Origin of the sequence: Cupriavidus sp. KB_39 (assembly GCF_052114485.1) — a bacterium.
GTDB lineage: Bacteria > Pseudomonadota > Gammaproteobacteria > Burkholderiales > Burkholderiaceae > Cupriavidus.
Map to the genome: position 1 here is coordinate 166,950 of NZ_JBFREV010000006.1, position 15,557 is coordinate 182,506.

Here is a 15,557-nt window from a genome sequence, read left to right on the forward strand (position 1 = left end):
ATGGCCCGCACTGCCCCCGCCGCATCGTTTGAATCGCTCGAGAGCGATCTCGACCAGAAATTCGCCTACCCGGCTTCCAGCAAGACCTACCTGACCGGCAGCCGTCCGGACCTGCGCGTGCCGCTGCGCACGATCCTGCAGACGTCCACGCGCACCGACAAGGGCGAGATGGCGAATCCGCCGATCCCCGTCTACGACACTTCGGGCCCGTACAGCGACCCGGACATCCATATCGACCTGAAGTCCGGCCTGCCCGGCGTGCGCACCCGCTGGATCGAGGAGCGCGGCGACACCGAGGTGCTGTCGGGCCTGTCGTCCGAATATGGCCGCGACCGCGCCAATGACCCGGCCACGGCGCACCTGCGCTTTGCCCAGCTGACCAACCCGCGCCGTGCCAAGGCGGGCGCCAATGTGTCGCAGATGCACTACGCGCGCCAGGGCATCATCACGGCGGAAATGGAATACGTGGCGCTGCGCGAGTCGCTGAACCTCCAGGCGCTCTACGACAAGCCCGAGTACAAGGCCCTGCTGCGCCAGCATCCGGGCAACGCGCTCGGCGCGAACCTGCCGCTGCGCCCCGAGGACATGACCCCGGAGTTCGTGCGCAAGGAAATCGCCGCCGGCCGCGCCATCATCCCCGCCAACATCAACCACACGGAACTGGAGCCGATGGCCATCGGCCGSAACTTCCGCGTCAAGATCAACGGCAACCTCGGCAATTCGGCCGTGACCTCCTCGCTGGCCGAGGAAGTGGAAAAGATGGTCTGGTCGATCCGCTGGGGCGCTGACACCATCATGGATCTGTCCACCGGCAAGCACATCCACGAGACGCGCGAGTGGATCCTGCGCAACTCGCCGGTGCCCATCGGCACGGTGCCGATCTACCAGGCGCTGGACAAGACCGGCGGCATCGCCGAGGACCTGACCTGGGAGATGTTCCGCGACACGCTGATCGAGCAGGCCGAGCAGGGCGTGGACTACTTCACGATCCACGCCGGCGTGCTGCTGCGCTACGTGCCGATGACGGCCGACCGCGTGACGGGCATCGTCTCGCGCGGTGGCTCGATCATGGCCAAGTGGTGCCTGGCGCACCACAAGGAAAACTTCCTGTACACGCACTTCGACGAGATCTGCGAAATCATGAAGGCCTACGACGTGTCGTTCAGCCTCGGCGACGGCCTGCGTCCGGGTTGCATCGCGGACTCCAACGACGACGCYCAGTTCGGCGAACTGCGCACCCTGGGCGAGCTGACCGCCAAGGCGTGGGAGCATGACGTGCAGGTGATGATCGARGGCCCGGGCCACGTGCCGCTCCAGCGCATCCAGGCCAATATGGACGAGGAACTCAAGCACTGCTACGAGGCCCCGTTCTACACCCTCGGACCGCTGGTGACGGACATCGCCCCCGGCTACGACCACATCACCAGCGGCATCGGTGCGGCCAATATCGGCTGGATGGGCACGGCCATGCTGTGCTACGTCACGCCCAAGGAGCACCTGGGGTTGCCGGACAAGGAAGACGTGCGCGAGGGCATCATCACGTACAAGATTGCCGCCCACGCCGCCGACCTCGCCAAGGGCTGGCCGGGCGCGCAGCTGCGCGATAATGCGCTGTCCAAGGCCCGCTTCGAGTTCCGCTGGGAAGACCAGTTCAACCTGGGCCTCGATCCGGAGCGCGCGCGCTCGTTCCACGATGCCACGCTGCCGGCCGAGGGCGCCAAGATCGCGCATTTCTGCTCGATGTGCGGCCCGAAGTTCTGCTCGATGAAGATCACCCAGGAAGTGCGCGACTACGCGGCATCGCTGCCCGCAGCCGAGCGCGGCATGGAGGAGAAATCGATCGAGTTCGTGAAGTCCGGCTCGAAGATTTACTCGTAATTCAACTGGAGACCGCGCGGCGCCACCCCCACCCGGGCGCCCGCGGCGAATACACCCATGACAGCAGTAAAGTCCTTCGATGTCGCCATTCTTGGCGCCGGCCTGGCCGGGCGTTTGTGCGCCTGGCTGCTGGTGCGTGCCGGTGCCCGCGTGGCGCTGGTCGAGCGTGGCGGCCCCGACGGCACCGGCGCGGCCGCCCATGTGGCCGCCGCCATGCTTGCCCCGCTGGCCGAGTCGGCCATCGCGGAGCGGCGTATCGTCGATCTCGGCATGGCCAGCGTTGACCTGTGGCGTGCCTGGATCCAGGAATTGCCCGAGCCCGTGTTCTTCCAGGAAGACGGCACGCTGGTGGTCTGGCACGCGCGGGACCGCAGCGAGGTGTCGCTGTTCACGGGCCGCATGCGCGCCGTGGCGCCGCCGGAACTGGTGCGGGAGCGGCTGGCCGTGCTCGACGGCGCCGGCGTGGCTGCCGTGGAGCCGGAGCTGGCCGGGCGCTTCCCGCAGGGCCTGCTGCTCAAGGGCGAAGGCCAGCTGGACAACCGTGGCGCGCTGCGCGCGCTKCTCGACTGCGCGGTCAAGGAAGGCGTGCATTGCATCTGGGAGGCTGGCGATGTCGATATCGACCTGCTGCCCCAGTTCGACATCCGCGCCAACGTGGTGCTGGACTGCCGCGGCCTGGGCGCGCGAGACGCGTGGTGCGACCCAACGGCCGAGCCCGGCGTGGTCAAGCCCGGCCTGCGCGGCCTGCGCGGCGAGGTGGTGCGCGTGCACGCGCCCGACGTGAAGCTGCATCGRCCCATCCGCCTGCTGCATCCGCGCTACCCCATCTATATCGCGCCCAAGCCGAACGACCTGTACGTGATCGGCGCGACCGAAATCGAGAGCGAGGACGACTCGCCGATGAGCGTGCGTTCCGCGCTGGAACTGCTCTCGGCGGCGCACTCGCTGCACCCCGCGTTCGGCGAGGCCCGCGTGCTGGAGCTGAACGTGCAGCGCCGGCCCACGCGGCCGGACCACCTGCCGGCGATCCGCGTGGACCAGCAGGCGCGCGTGGTGCGTGTGAATGGCTTGTACCGGCATGGCTGGCTGATTGCGCCGGCCGTGACCGAGGCCGCCTGCGCCGTGGTGCGCGCGTTGCTGGCCGGCGACCCGGCCGCGCACGCGGTGCCGGCGTCGCTGCGCTGGCCGGGCCTGATCCAGTCCGTCGAGGAGCCCGCCCASGTGCGCGGCACGGCGGTGCCCGGATTGGGCAGCCTGCTGCATTAGGAACACGCCCAGAACCCGCCCAGATCATGGAAATTATGCTCAACGGCAAGCTGCTGAACCTGCCCGAGGCCGCCACGCTGGCGGACGCGGTGACAGCGGCTGCCATCGCGCCCCCGTTCGCCGCGGCGGTCAACGGCCAGTTCGTGCCGCGCACCGCCCATGCCGCCACGCCGCTTGCGGCGGGCGACCACATCGACCTCGTGCAACCCGTGACGGGAGGCTGATCCATCATGACTTTCGAACCCGCTGAAACCCTGCGCGACCCGTTCGTGCTCTATGGCGAATCCTTCGCCTCGCGCCTGCTGCTCGGCACCGCGCGTTATCCGTCGCCGGCCACGCTGCAGGCGGCCGTGGAAGCCAGCCGTCCCGCCATGATCACCGTGGCGCTGCGCCGCCAGAGTGCGGTGGGCGGCGGTGATGGCCAGACGCTCGGCGGCCAGGCGTTCTGGCAGATGCTGCGCGATCTGGGCGTGCCGGTGCTGCCGAATACCGCCGGCTGCTTCACGGCACAGGAAGTCATCACCACGGCGATGATGGCGCGCGAGGTCTTCGAGACCGACTGGATCAAGCTGGAACTGATCGGCGACGACTACACGCTTCAGCCGGACACGCTGAACATGCCCGCCGTGGCCGAGACGCTGATCAAGGAAGGTTTCAAGGTGCTGCCGTACTGCACCGAGGATCTGGTGCTGTGCCGCCGCCTGCTGGACGTGGGCTGCCAGGCGCTGATGCCGTGGGCTGCGCCGATCGGCACGGGCCGGGGCGCCGCCAATCCGCTGGCCATGCGCACGCTGCGCGACCGCCTGCCGGACACGCCGCTGATCGTCGATGCCGGGCTGGGCCTGCCGTCGCATGCGGCGCAGGTGCTGGAGTGGGGCTATGACGGCGTGCTGCTGAACACCGCCGTCGCACAGTCCGCCTACCCGGTGAACATGGCCCGCGCATTCGCGCTGGCCGTGGAGGCCGGCCGCACCGCCTATCTGGCCGGGCCGATGCCCGAGCGCGACGTGGCGCAGGCCAGCACGCCGGTGGTCGGCATGCCGTTCTGGCACGCCGAAGGCGCGGAGGACCGCGCATGACGCGCCCCGGCGTGGCCGCGGCCATCGATTCCSCGCTGTTCGACACCCTGGTCGCCCGCTTTGGCGCCACCTTCGGCCATGACGACGCCCCGTGGCGTGCATGGCCMCTGGCCAACGCYCCGGCCGCGCCGGGCCGCCACGACGTCGTGCTGGCCGATGGCGAAGCCACGGCGGACGCCATCGCCCAATTGACCGCAGCCGGCGCGGTGCTGATCGAGACCGACCGCGAGGGCGGCCGCTGGATCGACACGGTGCGTTCGCCGATGGGCACCTGGGTGCTGGATGCCCCCGCCCAGGCCGATGACAACGATGGCGACACGCCGCACCCGCCAGCCTTCGTGGCCGTGCTGCTGGCGGCGCTGGCGCTGCACTTCCCGGCCCACGACGCGCTGTGCATCGCCCGCGCGTGGCAGCCGGGCCGCCAGGACTGGCCGACCGATTTCGCCCGCTTCCCACGCGTGCGCCACGCCGCGCTGGCTTCGCCCGACGCATCGCCCAAGCCCTTCGCGCCGTGCCCGCCGGACCTCGGCCTGTACGCGGTAGTGCCGAGCGCGGAGTGGATCGAGCGGCTGGTGCCGCTGGCCGTGCCGACCGTGCAGTTGCGTTTCAAGTCGGATGACGCGGCGGCGGTCAAGGCCGAAGTGGCCCGCGCCGCCAAGGCCGCCAAGGGGCAGGCATCGCGCCTGTTCATCAACGATCACTGGCGCGTGGCGCTCGACCACCATGCGGCGATGGGTGGCGACAGCGGCATCTACGGCATCCACCTGGGTCAGGAAGACCTCGACGAGGCCGATCTCGAGGCGATTCGCGCCTCCGGGCTGCGTCTGGGCGTGTCCACCCACGGCTACGCCGAGATGCTGCGCGTGGCCGCCATCGGCCCCAGCTATCTGGCGCTCGGGGCGATCTTCCCGACCACGACCAAGGTCATGCCGACCGCGCCGCAGGGCATGGGCCGCTTCCGGGCCTATGTGGCGCTGATGCAGCCGGTGGTGCCCGCGCTGGTGGGCATCGGCGGAGTGAACGGGAGCAATCTGCGCGAAGTGCTCGACGTGGGCGTCGGCAGCGCCGCCGTGGTGCGCGCGGTGACCGAGKCCAGCGACGTGCCGGCGGCGGTGGCCTCGCTCACCGCATTGTTTGGGCGCTGACCGCCCAGCCGGCTGGCACGGCCCCTGAAATCCGCATATCCTCTCCGCTCCACCGAACACAATGGATCGAGGTTCCGCCATACGGAACCCGGAGCAGAGAGGAAACAGCCGTGAACGAGATCAAGCCCGTCGCCCCTGGCACCCCGGAAAAGCCGTATTTCGGCATCGACATTCCGCTGATGCGGCATCTGGGCCTGCAGCCGGAACATATGGAAGAGGGGAAGTGCCGCACGCGCCTGCCGGCCAACCCGGCGCTCGTGAACAGCCGGGGCGATGTGCACGGCGGCACGCTGATGGCCGTGCTCGATTTCACGCTCAGCGGCGCGGCGCGGTCCTACTCGCCGCTCGACGTGGGCGTGATCACCATCGACATGTCCACGCACTTCCTGGCCGCCGCGCGCGGTGAACTGACCTTCGAGTCGCGCTGCATCCGGCGCGGCGCCAAGATCGCCTTCTGCGAAGGCGAGGCGCGTGACGCGGCCGGCACCGTGGTGTGCGTGGCCCGCGCCGCGTTCAAGCTCGTGCAGCTGGCCGGCGGCAACTAATCCTCCATCCGGCGGTACACCGCCAGGAAGCGCGCGCGCTCGGTGATGCCATAGTCGCCGGGCGCGTATTGCATCAGCCAGTCGCCGGCCTTGCCGGTCAGCACATCGCCGCCGGCCGAGCGCGCGATGGCGAACGGCACCGTCATCTCCTTCGCCAGCACCGGCACCGGCCGGTTGCGCCAGCCACCGCCGTCCACCGGCAGGTAGCGCGCGTCGAAGCGGTCGCGCGAGACCACCCAGCGGTCGCCCGTGGCGCCGGTCACGATGGCGTCGCCGGGCTGGTAGCGGTTGGGGCCTTCCCGGCTCACCAGCTCGCCGGGCTCTGCGGCAAACGTCACCTGGACGACTTCCTCCTTGATATAGCGGGCCGCGGCCGGATCGGTGCGCAGGTCGATATCGCTCAAAGTCTGCATGGTCGGTCCTCAACCCAGCGCGCGCGGCGCGAAGGCATGGTTCAGCGGGCCGTTCCCGGCCCCGATGCGCAGCCGGGCCCCGGCGGCGATGGCCTGCGCCACGTAGTCCAGCGCGGTGCTGATGGCATCGGCGAGTGCGTCGCCACGGGCCAGTTGCGCRGCGATGGCGGCCGCCAGCGTGCAGCCGGTGCCGTGCAGGTTCGGCGTGTCGATGCGCGGATGGGTGAACACGCGCACCGTGCCATCGGCCAGCATCAGCAGGTCGTCGAGCCCCCGGCCGTGCGGGCCATCGTCCCGATCATCTTCCAGATGGCCGCCCTTGAGCAGCACGGCCTGGCAGCCTAGCGCGAGCAGGTCGGCGGCAGCGGTCTCCATGTCCGCGCGGCGCGCGATGCGGCGGCCGAGCAGGTAGGAGGCTTCCGGCAGGTTGGGCGTGACCACCAGCGCGCGCGGGAACAGCAGCCGCACCATGGCCTGGCTGGTGGCGTCGTCCGAGAGCGTGGCGCCAGACGTGGAAATCATCACCGGGTCCACCACCAGTTGGCGGATACCGTGGCGGTCCACCGCATCGGCCACGGCCTCGACGATGGCGGCCGTGCCGAGCATGCCGGTCTTGGCCGCGTCCACGCCGATGTCCGTGGCGACGGCATCGATCTGGGCGGCCACCATGTCGGCYGGAATGGCGTGCACGCCGGTCACGCCGAGCGTGTTCTGCGCCGTGATGGCGGTAATCGCGCTCATGCCGAAGCAGCCGAGTGCGCTGAAAGTCTTCAGGTCGGCCTGGATGCCGGCACCGCCGCCGGAGTCGGAACCGGCGATGGTCAGCGTGCGGGGTGGCGTGGAAAGCATGTGGGCGGGCAGGATGGCAGGGAGGCTGGAAGAGGAATAGACGGGAAAAAAGTCCGTTTCTCGCGCCGCAGGCGCGGACAGGCACGCTACAATACCGCCACTCCGAGGAGCGTTGCAACGGATGGCCCTCATCCGCCAGGCTCGGAATGTTTCAACGGCGCTCGCTGATCCGTGGTCCGCACGGAGGCGAGTCGACCTATCCGCCCGTTCCGCAATTCGCGCGGGATGCGGCCGTTGTCCCCCCTCGTCACCTGCGTGCCACTCTTCACCGGAGTGAAACATGAACGCTGTGACCGAACTCAAGCAAGACTACCTCGTGGCCGATATCGGCCTGGCCGGCTGGGGCCGCAAGGAAATCGCCATCGCCGAGACCGAAATGCCGGGTCTGATGGCCATCCGTGACGAATTCGCCGCCGCGCAGCCGCTCAAGGGCGCCCGCATCGCCGGTTCGCTGCACATGACCATCCAGACCGCCGTGCTGATCGAGACGCTGGTGGCACTGGGCGCCGACGTGCGCTGGGCCTCGTGCAACATCTTCTCGACGCAGGACCACGCCGCCGCCGCCATCGCCGCGTCCGGCGTGCCGGTTTTCGCGTTCAAGGGCGAGTCGCTCAAGGAATACTGGGACTTCACGCACCGCATCTTCGACTGGACCGACGGCAGCACGCCGAACATGATCCTGGACGACGGCGGCGACGCCACGCTGCTGCTGCACCTGGGCGCCCGTGCCGAGAAGGACGCGTCGCTGATCGCCAAGCCGACCAGCGAGGAAGAAACCTACCTGTTCGCCGCCATCAAGGAAAAGCTGGCCAAGGACCCGAGCTGGTACAGCCGTAACCTGGCCGCCATCCGTGGCGTGACGGAGGAAACCACCACCGGCGTGCACCGCCTGTACCAGATGGCACAGCGCGGCGAACTGAAGTTCCCGGCCATCAACGTGAACGACTCGGTGACCAAGAGCAAGTTCGACAACCTGTACGGTTGCCGGGAATCGCTCGTGGACGGCATCAAGCGTGCCACGGACGTGATGATCGCCGGCAAGGTGGCCGTGGTGGCTGGCTACGGTGACGTGGGCAAGGGCAGCGCCCAGGCCCTGCGCGCGCTGTCGGCCCAGGTCTGGGTGACCGAGATCGACCCGATCTGCGCGCTCCAGGCTGCCATGGAAGGCTACCGCGTGGTGACCATGGACTACGCCGCCGAGCACGGCGACATCTTCGTCACCTGCACCGGCAACTACCACGTCATCACGCACGACCACATGGCCAAGATGAAGGACCAGGCCATCGTCTGCAACATCGGTCACTTCGACAACGAGATCGACATCGCCTCGGTGGAAAAGTACCAGTGGGACGAGATCAAGCCGCAGGTGGACCACGTGGTGTTCCCGGACGGCAAGAAGATCATCCTGCTGGCCAAGGGCCGCCTGGTGAACCTGGGCTGCGCCACGGGCCACCCGTCGTACGTGATGAGCAGCTCGTTCGCCAACCAGACCATCGCCCAGATCGAACTGTGGGCCGAGCGTGACACCGGCAAGTACCCGGTGGGCGTGTACACCCTGCCGAAGCACCTGGACGAGAAGGTCGCGCGCCTGCAGCTGAAGAAGCTGAACGCGCAGCTGACCGAGCTGACCGAGCAGCAGGCCGCGTACATCGGCGTGCAGAAGCAAGGCCCGTACAAGGCTGACCACTACCGCTATTGATCGGCGGGAGGTGTCCCCCCCCCTCTCCCGTTCGCGGGGGAGGGGGGAAATCGACAGGCAACCTGGAAAAGGAGTCGCAATGAGACTGTTGGCCGTTTGGATCATCAATGCCGCCTCGCTGTTCCTGGTCGGAAGYGTCATCTCCGGCATCTCGCTGGGCGGGTTCGGCTCGGCGATGATCGCCGCGCTGGTGCTGGGCCTCGTCAACACGCTGATCCGGCCCATCCTGGTCATTCTGACGCTGCCGGTCACGCTGCTGACGCTGGGCCTGTTCATCTTCGTCATCAACGCGCTGCTGTTCCTGTTCGTCGGCAACCTGCTGTCGGGCTTCGTGGTGCAGGGCTTCGGCGCCGCGCTGCTGGGCTCCATCCTGTACAGCGTGATCTCGTGGGTGCTGTCGAGCCTGTTGCTCGGCGACCGCGACTGAGACTTTATTCGCATGACAGACCGCTACTACAGCTTCGAATTCTTCCCGCCGAAGACGGCGGAAGGCACGGAGAAACTGCGCAACACGCGCGCGCAGCTGGCTCCGCTGCAACCCAAGTACATCTCGGTGACGTTCGGCGCCGGCGGCACCACGCAGCAGGGCACGCTGGACGCCGTGCTGGAGATCCAGCGTGATGGCATCGAGGCCGCGCCGCACCTTTCGTGCGTGGGTTCCACGCGCGACAGCATCCGCCAGATCCTGAAGACGTACCGCGACGGCGGCATCCGCCATGTCGTGGCGCTGCGGGGCGACATGCCGTCCGGCATGGGCGAAATCGGCGAATTCCGATACGCCAACGAACTCGTGGAATTCATCCGCGCCGAGACCGGCGACTGGTTCCACATCGAGGTGGCGGCGTACCCCGAGTACCACCCGCAGGCGAAGTCGCCGCGCCACGACCTCGACAATTTCGTCCGCAAGGTCCGCGCGGGCGCCGATTCGGCGATCACGCAGTACTTTTACAACGCCGACGCCTACTTCCGTTTCGTCGACGAAGTGCGCGCGCTGGGCGTGGACGTACCGATCGTGCCGGGCATCATGCCGATCACGAACTACTCGCAGCTGATGCGTTTTTCGGAAATGTGCGGTGCCGAAGTGCCGCGCTGGGTGGCCAAGCGGCTGGAGTCGTTCGGCGACGACCGGGAGTCCATCCGCGCGTTCGGCCTGGACGTGGTGACCGGGCTCTGCGACCGCCTGCTGGCCGCCGGCGTGCCGGGCCTGCACTTCTACACGCTCAACGCCGCCGGCGCCACCAAGGCGGTCTGGGAACGGCTGAAGCTGTAACTTCCATCGGACGGGGTCATGGGGGCATACTGCGCCCCATGGTTCCCGCCACCGTCACCGCCACCTTCCGCTTCTACGAGGAGCTGAACGATTTCCTGGCGCGCACCCGACGCCACCAGGACATCGTCGTGCCCTGCGCCCGCGCGGCCACGGTCAAGCACATGATCGAGGCGCTCGGCGTGCCGCACACCGAGGTGGAGTTGATCCTGGTCAAYGGCGAATCGGTGGCATTCGACCGCCCCGTGCAGGACGGCGACCGCGTGGCCGTCTATCCCACCTTCGAAGCCTTCGACATCTCGCCCCTGCTCCGCGTGCGCGATCAGCCACTGCGCGAGACCCGTTTCGTTGCCGATGCCCATCTGGGCGGCCTGGCGCACCTGCTGCGCATGACCGGCTTCGATACCCTCTACGACAACCATTTCGAAGACAGCGAGATCGCGCGGATTGCCGCCGAGGAGGGCCGCATCGTGCTCACGCGCGACCGCGAACTGCTCAAGCGGCGCGGCGTGACGCACGGCTGCTATGTACGGGCGATCAAGTCGGCGCTCCAGGTGCGCGAGGTCTTCCGGCGGCTCGACCTGGCYCGCAGTGCGCGTCCGTTCTCGCTGTGYCTGGACTGCAATGTGCCACTGCATCGGATCGACAAGTCGGAAGTGGACGGCCGCGTACCCGAGGGCGTGCTGGCGCGGCACACGCGCTTTGTCACCTGCCCGCACTGCCGGCGGGTGTTCTGGGAGGGGTCGCACTGGCGCAAGATGCGTGCGCTGGTGGACGAATTGCTAGCCGAGGAGAACGCTTAGAACGCGCCGCCTTCGGTGACGATCCAGTCCATCGGCAGGTCGTGTGGCTGGGCCTGCAAGGGAATCTCGCAGGCCGCGAAGCCGATGCCGATGGACACCGGCGTTTCTGCGAGGGCCGCCAGCGTGCGGTCGTAGAAGCCGCCGCCGTAGCCGAGGCGGAACTTATCGCGGCTGAAACCGACACAGGGAATGAGCAGCGCGTCGGGCAACACGGCCTCGGTGCCATCGGGCACGGGAATGTCGTAGTGGCCGGCGCGCATTGTCGTCTCGGGCGTCCAGGCGTGGAAGTCCAGCGGCGTGCCGGGGCGGGTGACCACCGGCAGCGCGGCCTGGCGGCCCGGCATGCCGGCCAGCCATTGCACGATGACGGCGCGTGCGTCGAATTCGCCCTGGATCGGCCAATAGAAGCCCACGCGTCGCGCGCCCAGGCGTTCGAGCAGGGGCGCCAGGGCGGCACCGATGCGCGCGTCGGCCTCGGCGCGATCCGRCAGGCYGGCGCGCAGCGCGAGCAGYCGCCGGCGCAGCGCGCGGCGCTCTTCGAGGAATGGCAGGTTTTCTGCCCCGTTGTCTGGGGCCTGTTCAGGCTGCATGGCGTGCAATAATGGCCGGCACCGCGATCGATCGATGGATCGACATCCGAATACCAACACGCGCGGGGCGCGACCGGGTACCCCGGCGCCGCGCGCGGACCAACAAGGGATAGCAAGAATGCCGAAGGGAGTATATCTGCGCCGTGCGCAACGCGCCGCGTGGCTGGCAGGACTGGGGGCGTTGACAGGTGCATTGCTGGCCACGCCGGCCTACGCCCAGAAGCGCCCGGCGCCGCAGCCGGCCGCGCTGACCATCCCCAGCAATCCGGACGATGCCTTTGTCGCGCTGCGCGAGGCTGCCCGCAAGAACGATGTGGACCGCACGGCCGCCATCTCGGCCACGCTGGTCGACTATCCGATTCCGTCGTATGTGGAGTATTTCCGCATCAAGCCGCAGCTGTTCGATGCCAGCGGCCTGGCCCGCATCGACGCGCCCGACGAGCAGGTGCGCGTGTTCCTGAAGCGTTACCAGGGCGAGGCGATTGCCGACCGCATGCGCAATGACTGGCTGCTGGTGCTGGGCAAGAAGCGCGACTGGGCCAACTTCGACGTCGAATACCCACAGTTCGTGCTGAAGGACGACACGCAGGTGGAGTGCTACGCGCTGTTGTCGAGTGCGCTCAAGGGCAAGAACGTGGCCGCCGATTCGCGCGCGGTGCTGGCGGACCCGCGCTATTACGGCGAGGGCTGTGTCGACCTGATCAGCTATCTGGCGCAGAGCCAGCAGATCCAGCGCAGCGACGTGGCGTTCCAGGCACGCCAGGCGCTCGAACTGAATTTCACGACGCTGGCGGCAAGGATCGCCGCGACCGTGCCCGACGCACGCGTGGACAGCGACACGCTGGCCACCGTCGTCAAGATGGCCCGCAACGATCCGGCCCAGGCTGCGGCCTACCTGACCGCCTCGGGCGGCACGCTGTCGCGCGACGAGCAGGGCGCCGGCTGGGGCGTGATCGGCCAGTACGCGGCCAAGAAGCTGATGCCCGAGGCCGCCGGCTACTACAAGAACCAGATGACGTTGGGCGGCAACCAGTGGCTGTCCGATGAATCGCAGGAATGGCGCGTGCGCGCCGCGCTGCGCCAGGGCGACTGGAAGCAGGTGCGCCAGGCTGTGGAGCTGATGCGCCCCGAGATGCGCGCCAAGGACCCGGCGTGGATCTACTGGTACGCCCGCGCGCTCAAGGCCGATGGCCGCACCGCGGACGCGCAGACGCAGTTCCAGACCATCGCTGGCCAGTTCAACTTCTACGGCCAGCTTGCCACCGAGGAACTCGGCAACCGCATCACGCTGCCGCCGCGCACCACGGTCTCCGATGCCGAGGCGATGGCCATGCGCACGCGGCCCGGCTTCGTGCGCGCGCAGAAGTTCTATGACCTGAACCTGCGCTTCGAAGGCAATCGCGAGTGGAACTGGGAGCTGCGCAGCATGAGCGACCGCGAACTGCTGGCCGCCGCCGAGTACGCGCGCAAGATCGAACTGCTCGACCGCACCGTCAACACGGCCGACCGCACCAAGGCGGAGCACGATTTCTCGCTGCGTTTCGTCATGCCGTACCGGGACATCATGCAGCGGGCCACCGACGACGTGGGCCTGGACATGGCCTGGGCCTATGGCCTGATCCGCCAGGAATCGCGTTTCATCATGAACGCGCGCTCGTCGGCCGGCGCGCATGGCCTGATGCAGGTGATGCCGGCCACGGCCAAGTTCGTGGCGCGCAAGATCGGCATGACCGACTTCTCGCCGTCGATGATGAGTGACCCCAATATCAACATCCTGCTCGGTACAAATTACATGAGCATGGTGCTGACGGACCTGGACAGCTCGTGGACGCTGGCCTCGGCGGGCTACAACGCTGGCCCGGGACGGCCCAAGAGCTGGCGCAGCAGCCTCTCCCGGCCGGTAGAAGGCGCGATCTTTGCAGAGACGATTCCGTTCACGGAAACGCGAACTTATGTCAAGAATGTGCTTTCCAACGCTACGTACTATGCTGCATTGATGAGCGGCCGGCCCCAGTCTCTCAAAGACCGCCTGGGAACGGTCGCGCCGTCCTCGGTCACGACCACCAGCCTGCCTTGATGTAGCGGGGCCAGCAGGAGGCGCCGTGACTCCGGGCGCGCATCGAGAGATGCCAGCGTTACGTGACCGTCACGGAGCCCACCATGCTGACCAGTAATGTCCTCGTGATCGGTGGCGCCGGATTCATCGGCAGCCACCTCGTCTCCCGCCTTGCCGGCGCGGCCTCCGCCTCAGGGGTGCCGCGCAATCCCGCCACCAATCCCGACAGTCCCATCGCGCCAGAGCGCATCCTGGTGGGCTCGCGTCGTGCCGAGCACGCCCAGCACCTGTTGCTGCTGCCGCGCGTGGAAGTCTGCGAACTGGGCCTGGCCGACGCCGCCGCGCTGGACGACGCCATTGGCTCGGTCGGCGTGGACGGCATCGTCGTCAATCTCGTCGGCGTACTGCATGGCGACCGGGGCGACCCATATGGCCCCCAGTTCGCCGCCGCGCACGTAGACCTGCCGCGCCAGATCGTGGCCTCCTGCCAGCGCACCGGCGTTCGCCGGCTGATCCATATGAGCGCGCTCGGCGCGGACGCGCAGGGGCCGTCGATGTACCTGCGCAGCAAGGGCGAGGGCGAGCGCATGGTGCGCGAGAGCGGGCTCGACTGGACCGTCATGCGGCCGTCGGTCGTGTTCGGCCCGGACGACCACTTCCTGAACCTGTTCGCCCAGATGCAGCAGATGGCCCCCGTGGTGCCGCTGGCCTGCGCCCAGGCGCGCTTCCAGCCCGTGTTCGTGATGGATGTGGTGGAGGCCTTCCTGCGCGCGATGGTCAACCCGGCTACGGTCGGCCAGGTCTACGAGGTGGGTGGGCCGCAGGTCTACACGCTCGAGGAACTGGTGCGCTTCGCCGGGCGGGCGTCGGGCCATCCGCGCCCGGTCATCGCGCTGCCCGATGCGCTGGCGCGCGTGCAGGCGGCCGTGCTCGAACACATGCCCGGCGGCCCGGTCATGTCGCGCGACAACCTCGACTCGATGCGCCTGGACAACGTGCTGCACGCGCCGATGTCGGCCGAACTCGGCCTGGAACCGGCCAGCCTGGAGTCCGTGATGACCGATGTGCTGGGTGGCCGCAACCGCGAGGCGGCGCTCCAGGCCATGCGGGAGAGCGTGCACCGCTGACCCCCAACATCGCTCCCTCTGACGCCGATGTGACTTGCGCTCACAGCCTTGCGAGCGCAATTCATTTGGAGGCGGCGCGGCCCACTCGCTAGAATCATCGGTTCAGGCCATTTTCCCTCCCCCCCGCCCCCCAAGGAATCGCGATGAAACTCGTCATCGGCAACAAGAACTACTCGTCCTGGTCGCTGCGCCCCTGGCTGCTGCTGCGCCAGGCTGGCATCGCGTTCGAGGAGATTCCCGTGCGGCTGGGCACGCCCGGCTTCGCGGCGCAGATCGCCCAGTACTCGCCGGCCGGCAAGGTGCCGACGCTGGTGGATGGCGACGTCACGGTCTGGGATTCGCTGTCGATCTCGGAATACCTGGCCGAACGTTTCCCCGAGAAGGCGCTCTGGCCGGCTGACCCCGCCGCGCGCGCGCTGGCACGTTCGGTCTGCGCCGAGATGCATTCGGGCTTCGCCAACGTGCGCAACCAGTTGCCGATGAACGTGACTGCCGTGCTGCCCGGCTGCGGCTGGAACGTGGCCGTGCAGCGCGAGGTGGAGCGCATCGCCACGATCTGGACCGACCTGCGCACACGCTTCGGCGCCGAGGGCCCGTTCCTGTTCGGCACCTTCTCGGTGGCGGACGCGTTCTACGCGCCCGTGGTCTCGCGCTTCGCCACCTACGGCATCCACCTGCCCGAGACGGCCAAGCAATACGCCGATTTCATCCTCGCGCTGCCGGCCATGCAAGAATGGATCGCCGCCGCGCGCGAGGAACGCGATTTCCTGGCCGACGACGAGCCGTACCGCACCGTGCCGGACCATCCGGACGCCATCATCATCCATCACTAGGAATTTC

The 15,557-nt window shown here is 68.2% G+C and carries 16 protein-coding genes and 1 riboswitch; of the genes, 13 read left to right on the forward strand and 3 right to left on the reverse strand.

The features are described from left to right. The 6 genes from thiC (at position 1) to AB4Z27_RS07195 (ending at position 5,913) form a co-directional block, all read left to right on the forward strand. A complete protein-coding gene (thiC, locus tag AB4Z27_RS07170) occupies positions 1 to 1,878 on the forward strand; it encodes a phosphomethylpyrimidine synthase ThiC (RefSeq protein ID WP_092291440.1) in 1,878 nt (625 codons plus the stop codon). Between the two features lie 57 nt (positions 1,879 to 1,935). Continuing rightward, a complete protein-coding gene (locus AB4Z27_RS07175; RefSeq protein ID WP_441644144.1) occupies positions 1,936 to 3,144 on the forward strand; it encodes an FAD-dependent oxidoreductase in 1,209 nt (402 codons plus the stop codon). Between the two features lie 26 nt (positions 3,145 to 3,170). Beyond that, the gene (gene thiS, locus AB4Z27_RS07180; protein WP_092291444.1) at positions 3,171 to 3,368 is read left to right on the forward strand and encodes a sulfur carrier protein ThiS; all 198 of its coding nucleotides are present in this window, start codon (positions 3,171 to 3,173) and stop codon (positions 3,366 to 3,368) included. A gap of 6 nt (positions 3,369 to 3,374) precedes the next feature. Continuing rightward, positions 3,375 to 4,223 carry a thiazole synthase gene (locus tag AB4Z27_RS07185; protein ID WP_092291446.1) on the forward strand — a complete coding sequence of 283 codons (849 nt, stop codon included), beginning with the start codon at positions 3,375 to 3,377 and terminating at the stop codon, positions 4,221 to 4,223. Further along, positions 4,220 to 5,368, forward strand: a complete 1,149-nt coding sequence (locus AB4Z27_RS07190; protein ID WP_441644145.1) for a thiamine phosphate synthase — start codon at positions 4,220 to 4,222, stop codon at positions 5,366 to 5,368. Before AB4Z27_RS07185 ends, AB4Z27_RS07190 begins: the two co-directional genes overlap by 4 nt. Positions 5,369 to 5,478: 110 nt before the next feature. After that, positions 5,479 to 5,913: a PaaI family thioesterase gene (locus AB4Z27_RS07195; protein ID WP_092291450.1), complete on the forward strand. Its 435-nt coding sequence runs from the start codon at positions 5,479 to 5,481 to the stop codon at positions 5,911 to 5,913. Here the strand turns inward: AB4Z27_RS07195 and AB4Z27_RS07200 are convergent. Both AB4Z27_RS07200 and thiD read right to left on the reverse strand, forming a co-directional pair. Further along, on the reverse strand, positions 5,910 to 6,326 hold the full coding sequence (locus tag AB4Z27_RS07200) for a PGDYG domain-containing protein (protein WP_092291452.1): 417 nt from the start codon (positions 6,324 to 6,326) through the stop codon (positions 5,910 to 5,912). The genes AB4Z27_RS07195 and AB4Z27_RS07200 overlap by 4 nt on opposite strands. Before the next feature lie 9 nt (positions 6,327 to 6,335). Beyond that, positions 6,336 to 7,175 (reverse strand): bifunctional hydroxymethylpyrimidine kinase/phosphomethylpyrimidine kinase, encoded by an 840-nt coding sequence (thiD, locus tag AB4Z27_RS07205; RefSeq protein ID WP_092291454.1) that lies wholly within the window; start codon positions 7,173 to 7,175, stop codon positions 6,336 to 6,338. 98 nt (positions 7,176 to 7,273) lie between these two features. Further along, positions 7,274 to 7,345, forward strand: a riboswitch (S-adenosyl-L-homocysteine riboswitch). A 110-nt stretch (positions 7,346 to 7,455) separates the two neighbouring features. Here thiD and ahcY point away from each other — a divergent pair. The 4 genes from ahcY (at position 7,456) to AB4Z27_RS07225 (ending at position 10,944) form a co-directional block, all read left to right on the forward strand. Further along, the gene (gene ahcY / locus AB4Z27_RS07210) at positions 7,456 to 8,874 is read left to right on the forward strand and encodes an adenosylhomocysteinase (RefSeq protein WP_092291456.1); all 1,419 of its coding nucleotides are present in this window, start codon (positions 7,456 to 7,458) and stop codon (positions 8,872 to 8,874) included. Between the two features lie 79 nt (positions 8,875 to 8,953). Beyond that, entirely contained in the window at positions 8,954 to 9,301 is a 348-nt protein-coding gene (locus tag AB4Z27_RS07215) for a phage holin family protein (protein ID WP_092291458.1), read from the forward strand. Between the two features lie 12 nt (positions 9,302 to 9,313). Next, positions 9,314 to 10,144 carry a methylenetetrahydrofolate reductase [NAD(P)H] gene (metF, locus tag AB4Z27_RS07220; protein WP_441591404.1) on the forward strand — a complete coding sequence of 277 codons (831 nt, stop codon included), beginning with the start codon at positions 9,314 to 9,316 and terminating at the stop codon, positions 10,142 to 10,144. 38 nt (positions 10,145 to 10,182) lie between these two features. Continuing rightward, entirely contained in the window at positions 10,183 to 10,944 is a 762-nt protein-coding gene (locus AB4Z27_RS07225) for a Mut7-C RNAse domain-containing protein (RefSeq protein WP_092291462.1), read from the forward strand. Here the strand turns inward: AB4Z27_RS07225 and AB4Z27_RS07230 are convergent. Continuing rightward, the gene (locus AB4Z27_RS07230) at positions 10,941 to 11,534 is read right to left on the reverse strand and encodes a 5-formyltetrahydrofolate cyclo-ligase (protein ID WP_441644146.1); all 594 of its coding nucleotides are present in this window, start codon (positions 11,532 to 11,534) and stop codon (positions 10,941 to 10,943) included. The two genes, AB4Z27_RS07225 and AB4Z27_RS07230, sit on opposite strands and share 4 nt — an antisense overlap. Positions 11,535 to 11,652: 118 nt before the next feature. Between AB4Z27_RS07230 and AB4Z27_RS07235 the strand changes: the two genes are divergently transcribed. The 3 genes from AB4Z27_RS07235 to AB4Z27_RS07245 all read left to right on the forward strand — a co-directional run bounded on the left by AB4Z27_RS07235 (position 11,653) and on the right by AB4Z27_RS07245 (position 15,550). Then, positions 11,653 to 13,611 carry a transglycosylase SLT domain-containing protein gene (locus AB4Z27_RS07235; protein WP_441591402.1) on the forward strand — a complete coding sequence of 653 codons (1,959 nt, stop codon included), beginning with the start codon at positions 11,653 to 11,655 and terminating at the stop codon, positions 13,609 to 13,611. Positions 13,612 to 13,694: 83 nt separating this feature from the next. Further along, on the forward strand, positions 13,695 to 14,717 hold the full coding sequence (locus tag AB4Z27_RS07240; RefSeq protein ID WP_441591401.1) for a complex I NDUFA9 subunit family protein: 1,023 nt from the start codon (positions 13,695 to 13,697) through the stop codon (positions 14,715 to 14,717). A gap of 143 nt (positions 14,718 to 14,860) precedes the next feature. Continuing rightward, the gene (locus tag AB4Z27_RS07245; protein WP_441644147.1) at positions 14,861 to 15,550 is read left to right on the forward strand and encodes a glutathione S-transferase family protein; all 690 of its coding nucleotides are present in this window, start codon (positions 14,861 to 14,863) and stop codon (positions 15,548 to 15,550) included. The last annotated feature ends 7 nt before the right edge of the window (positions 15,551 to 15,557 follow it).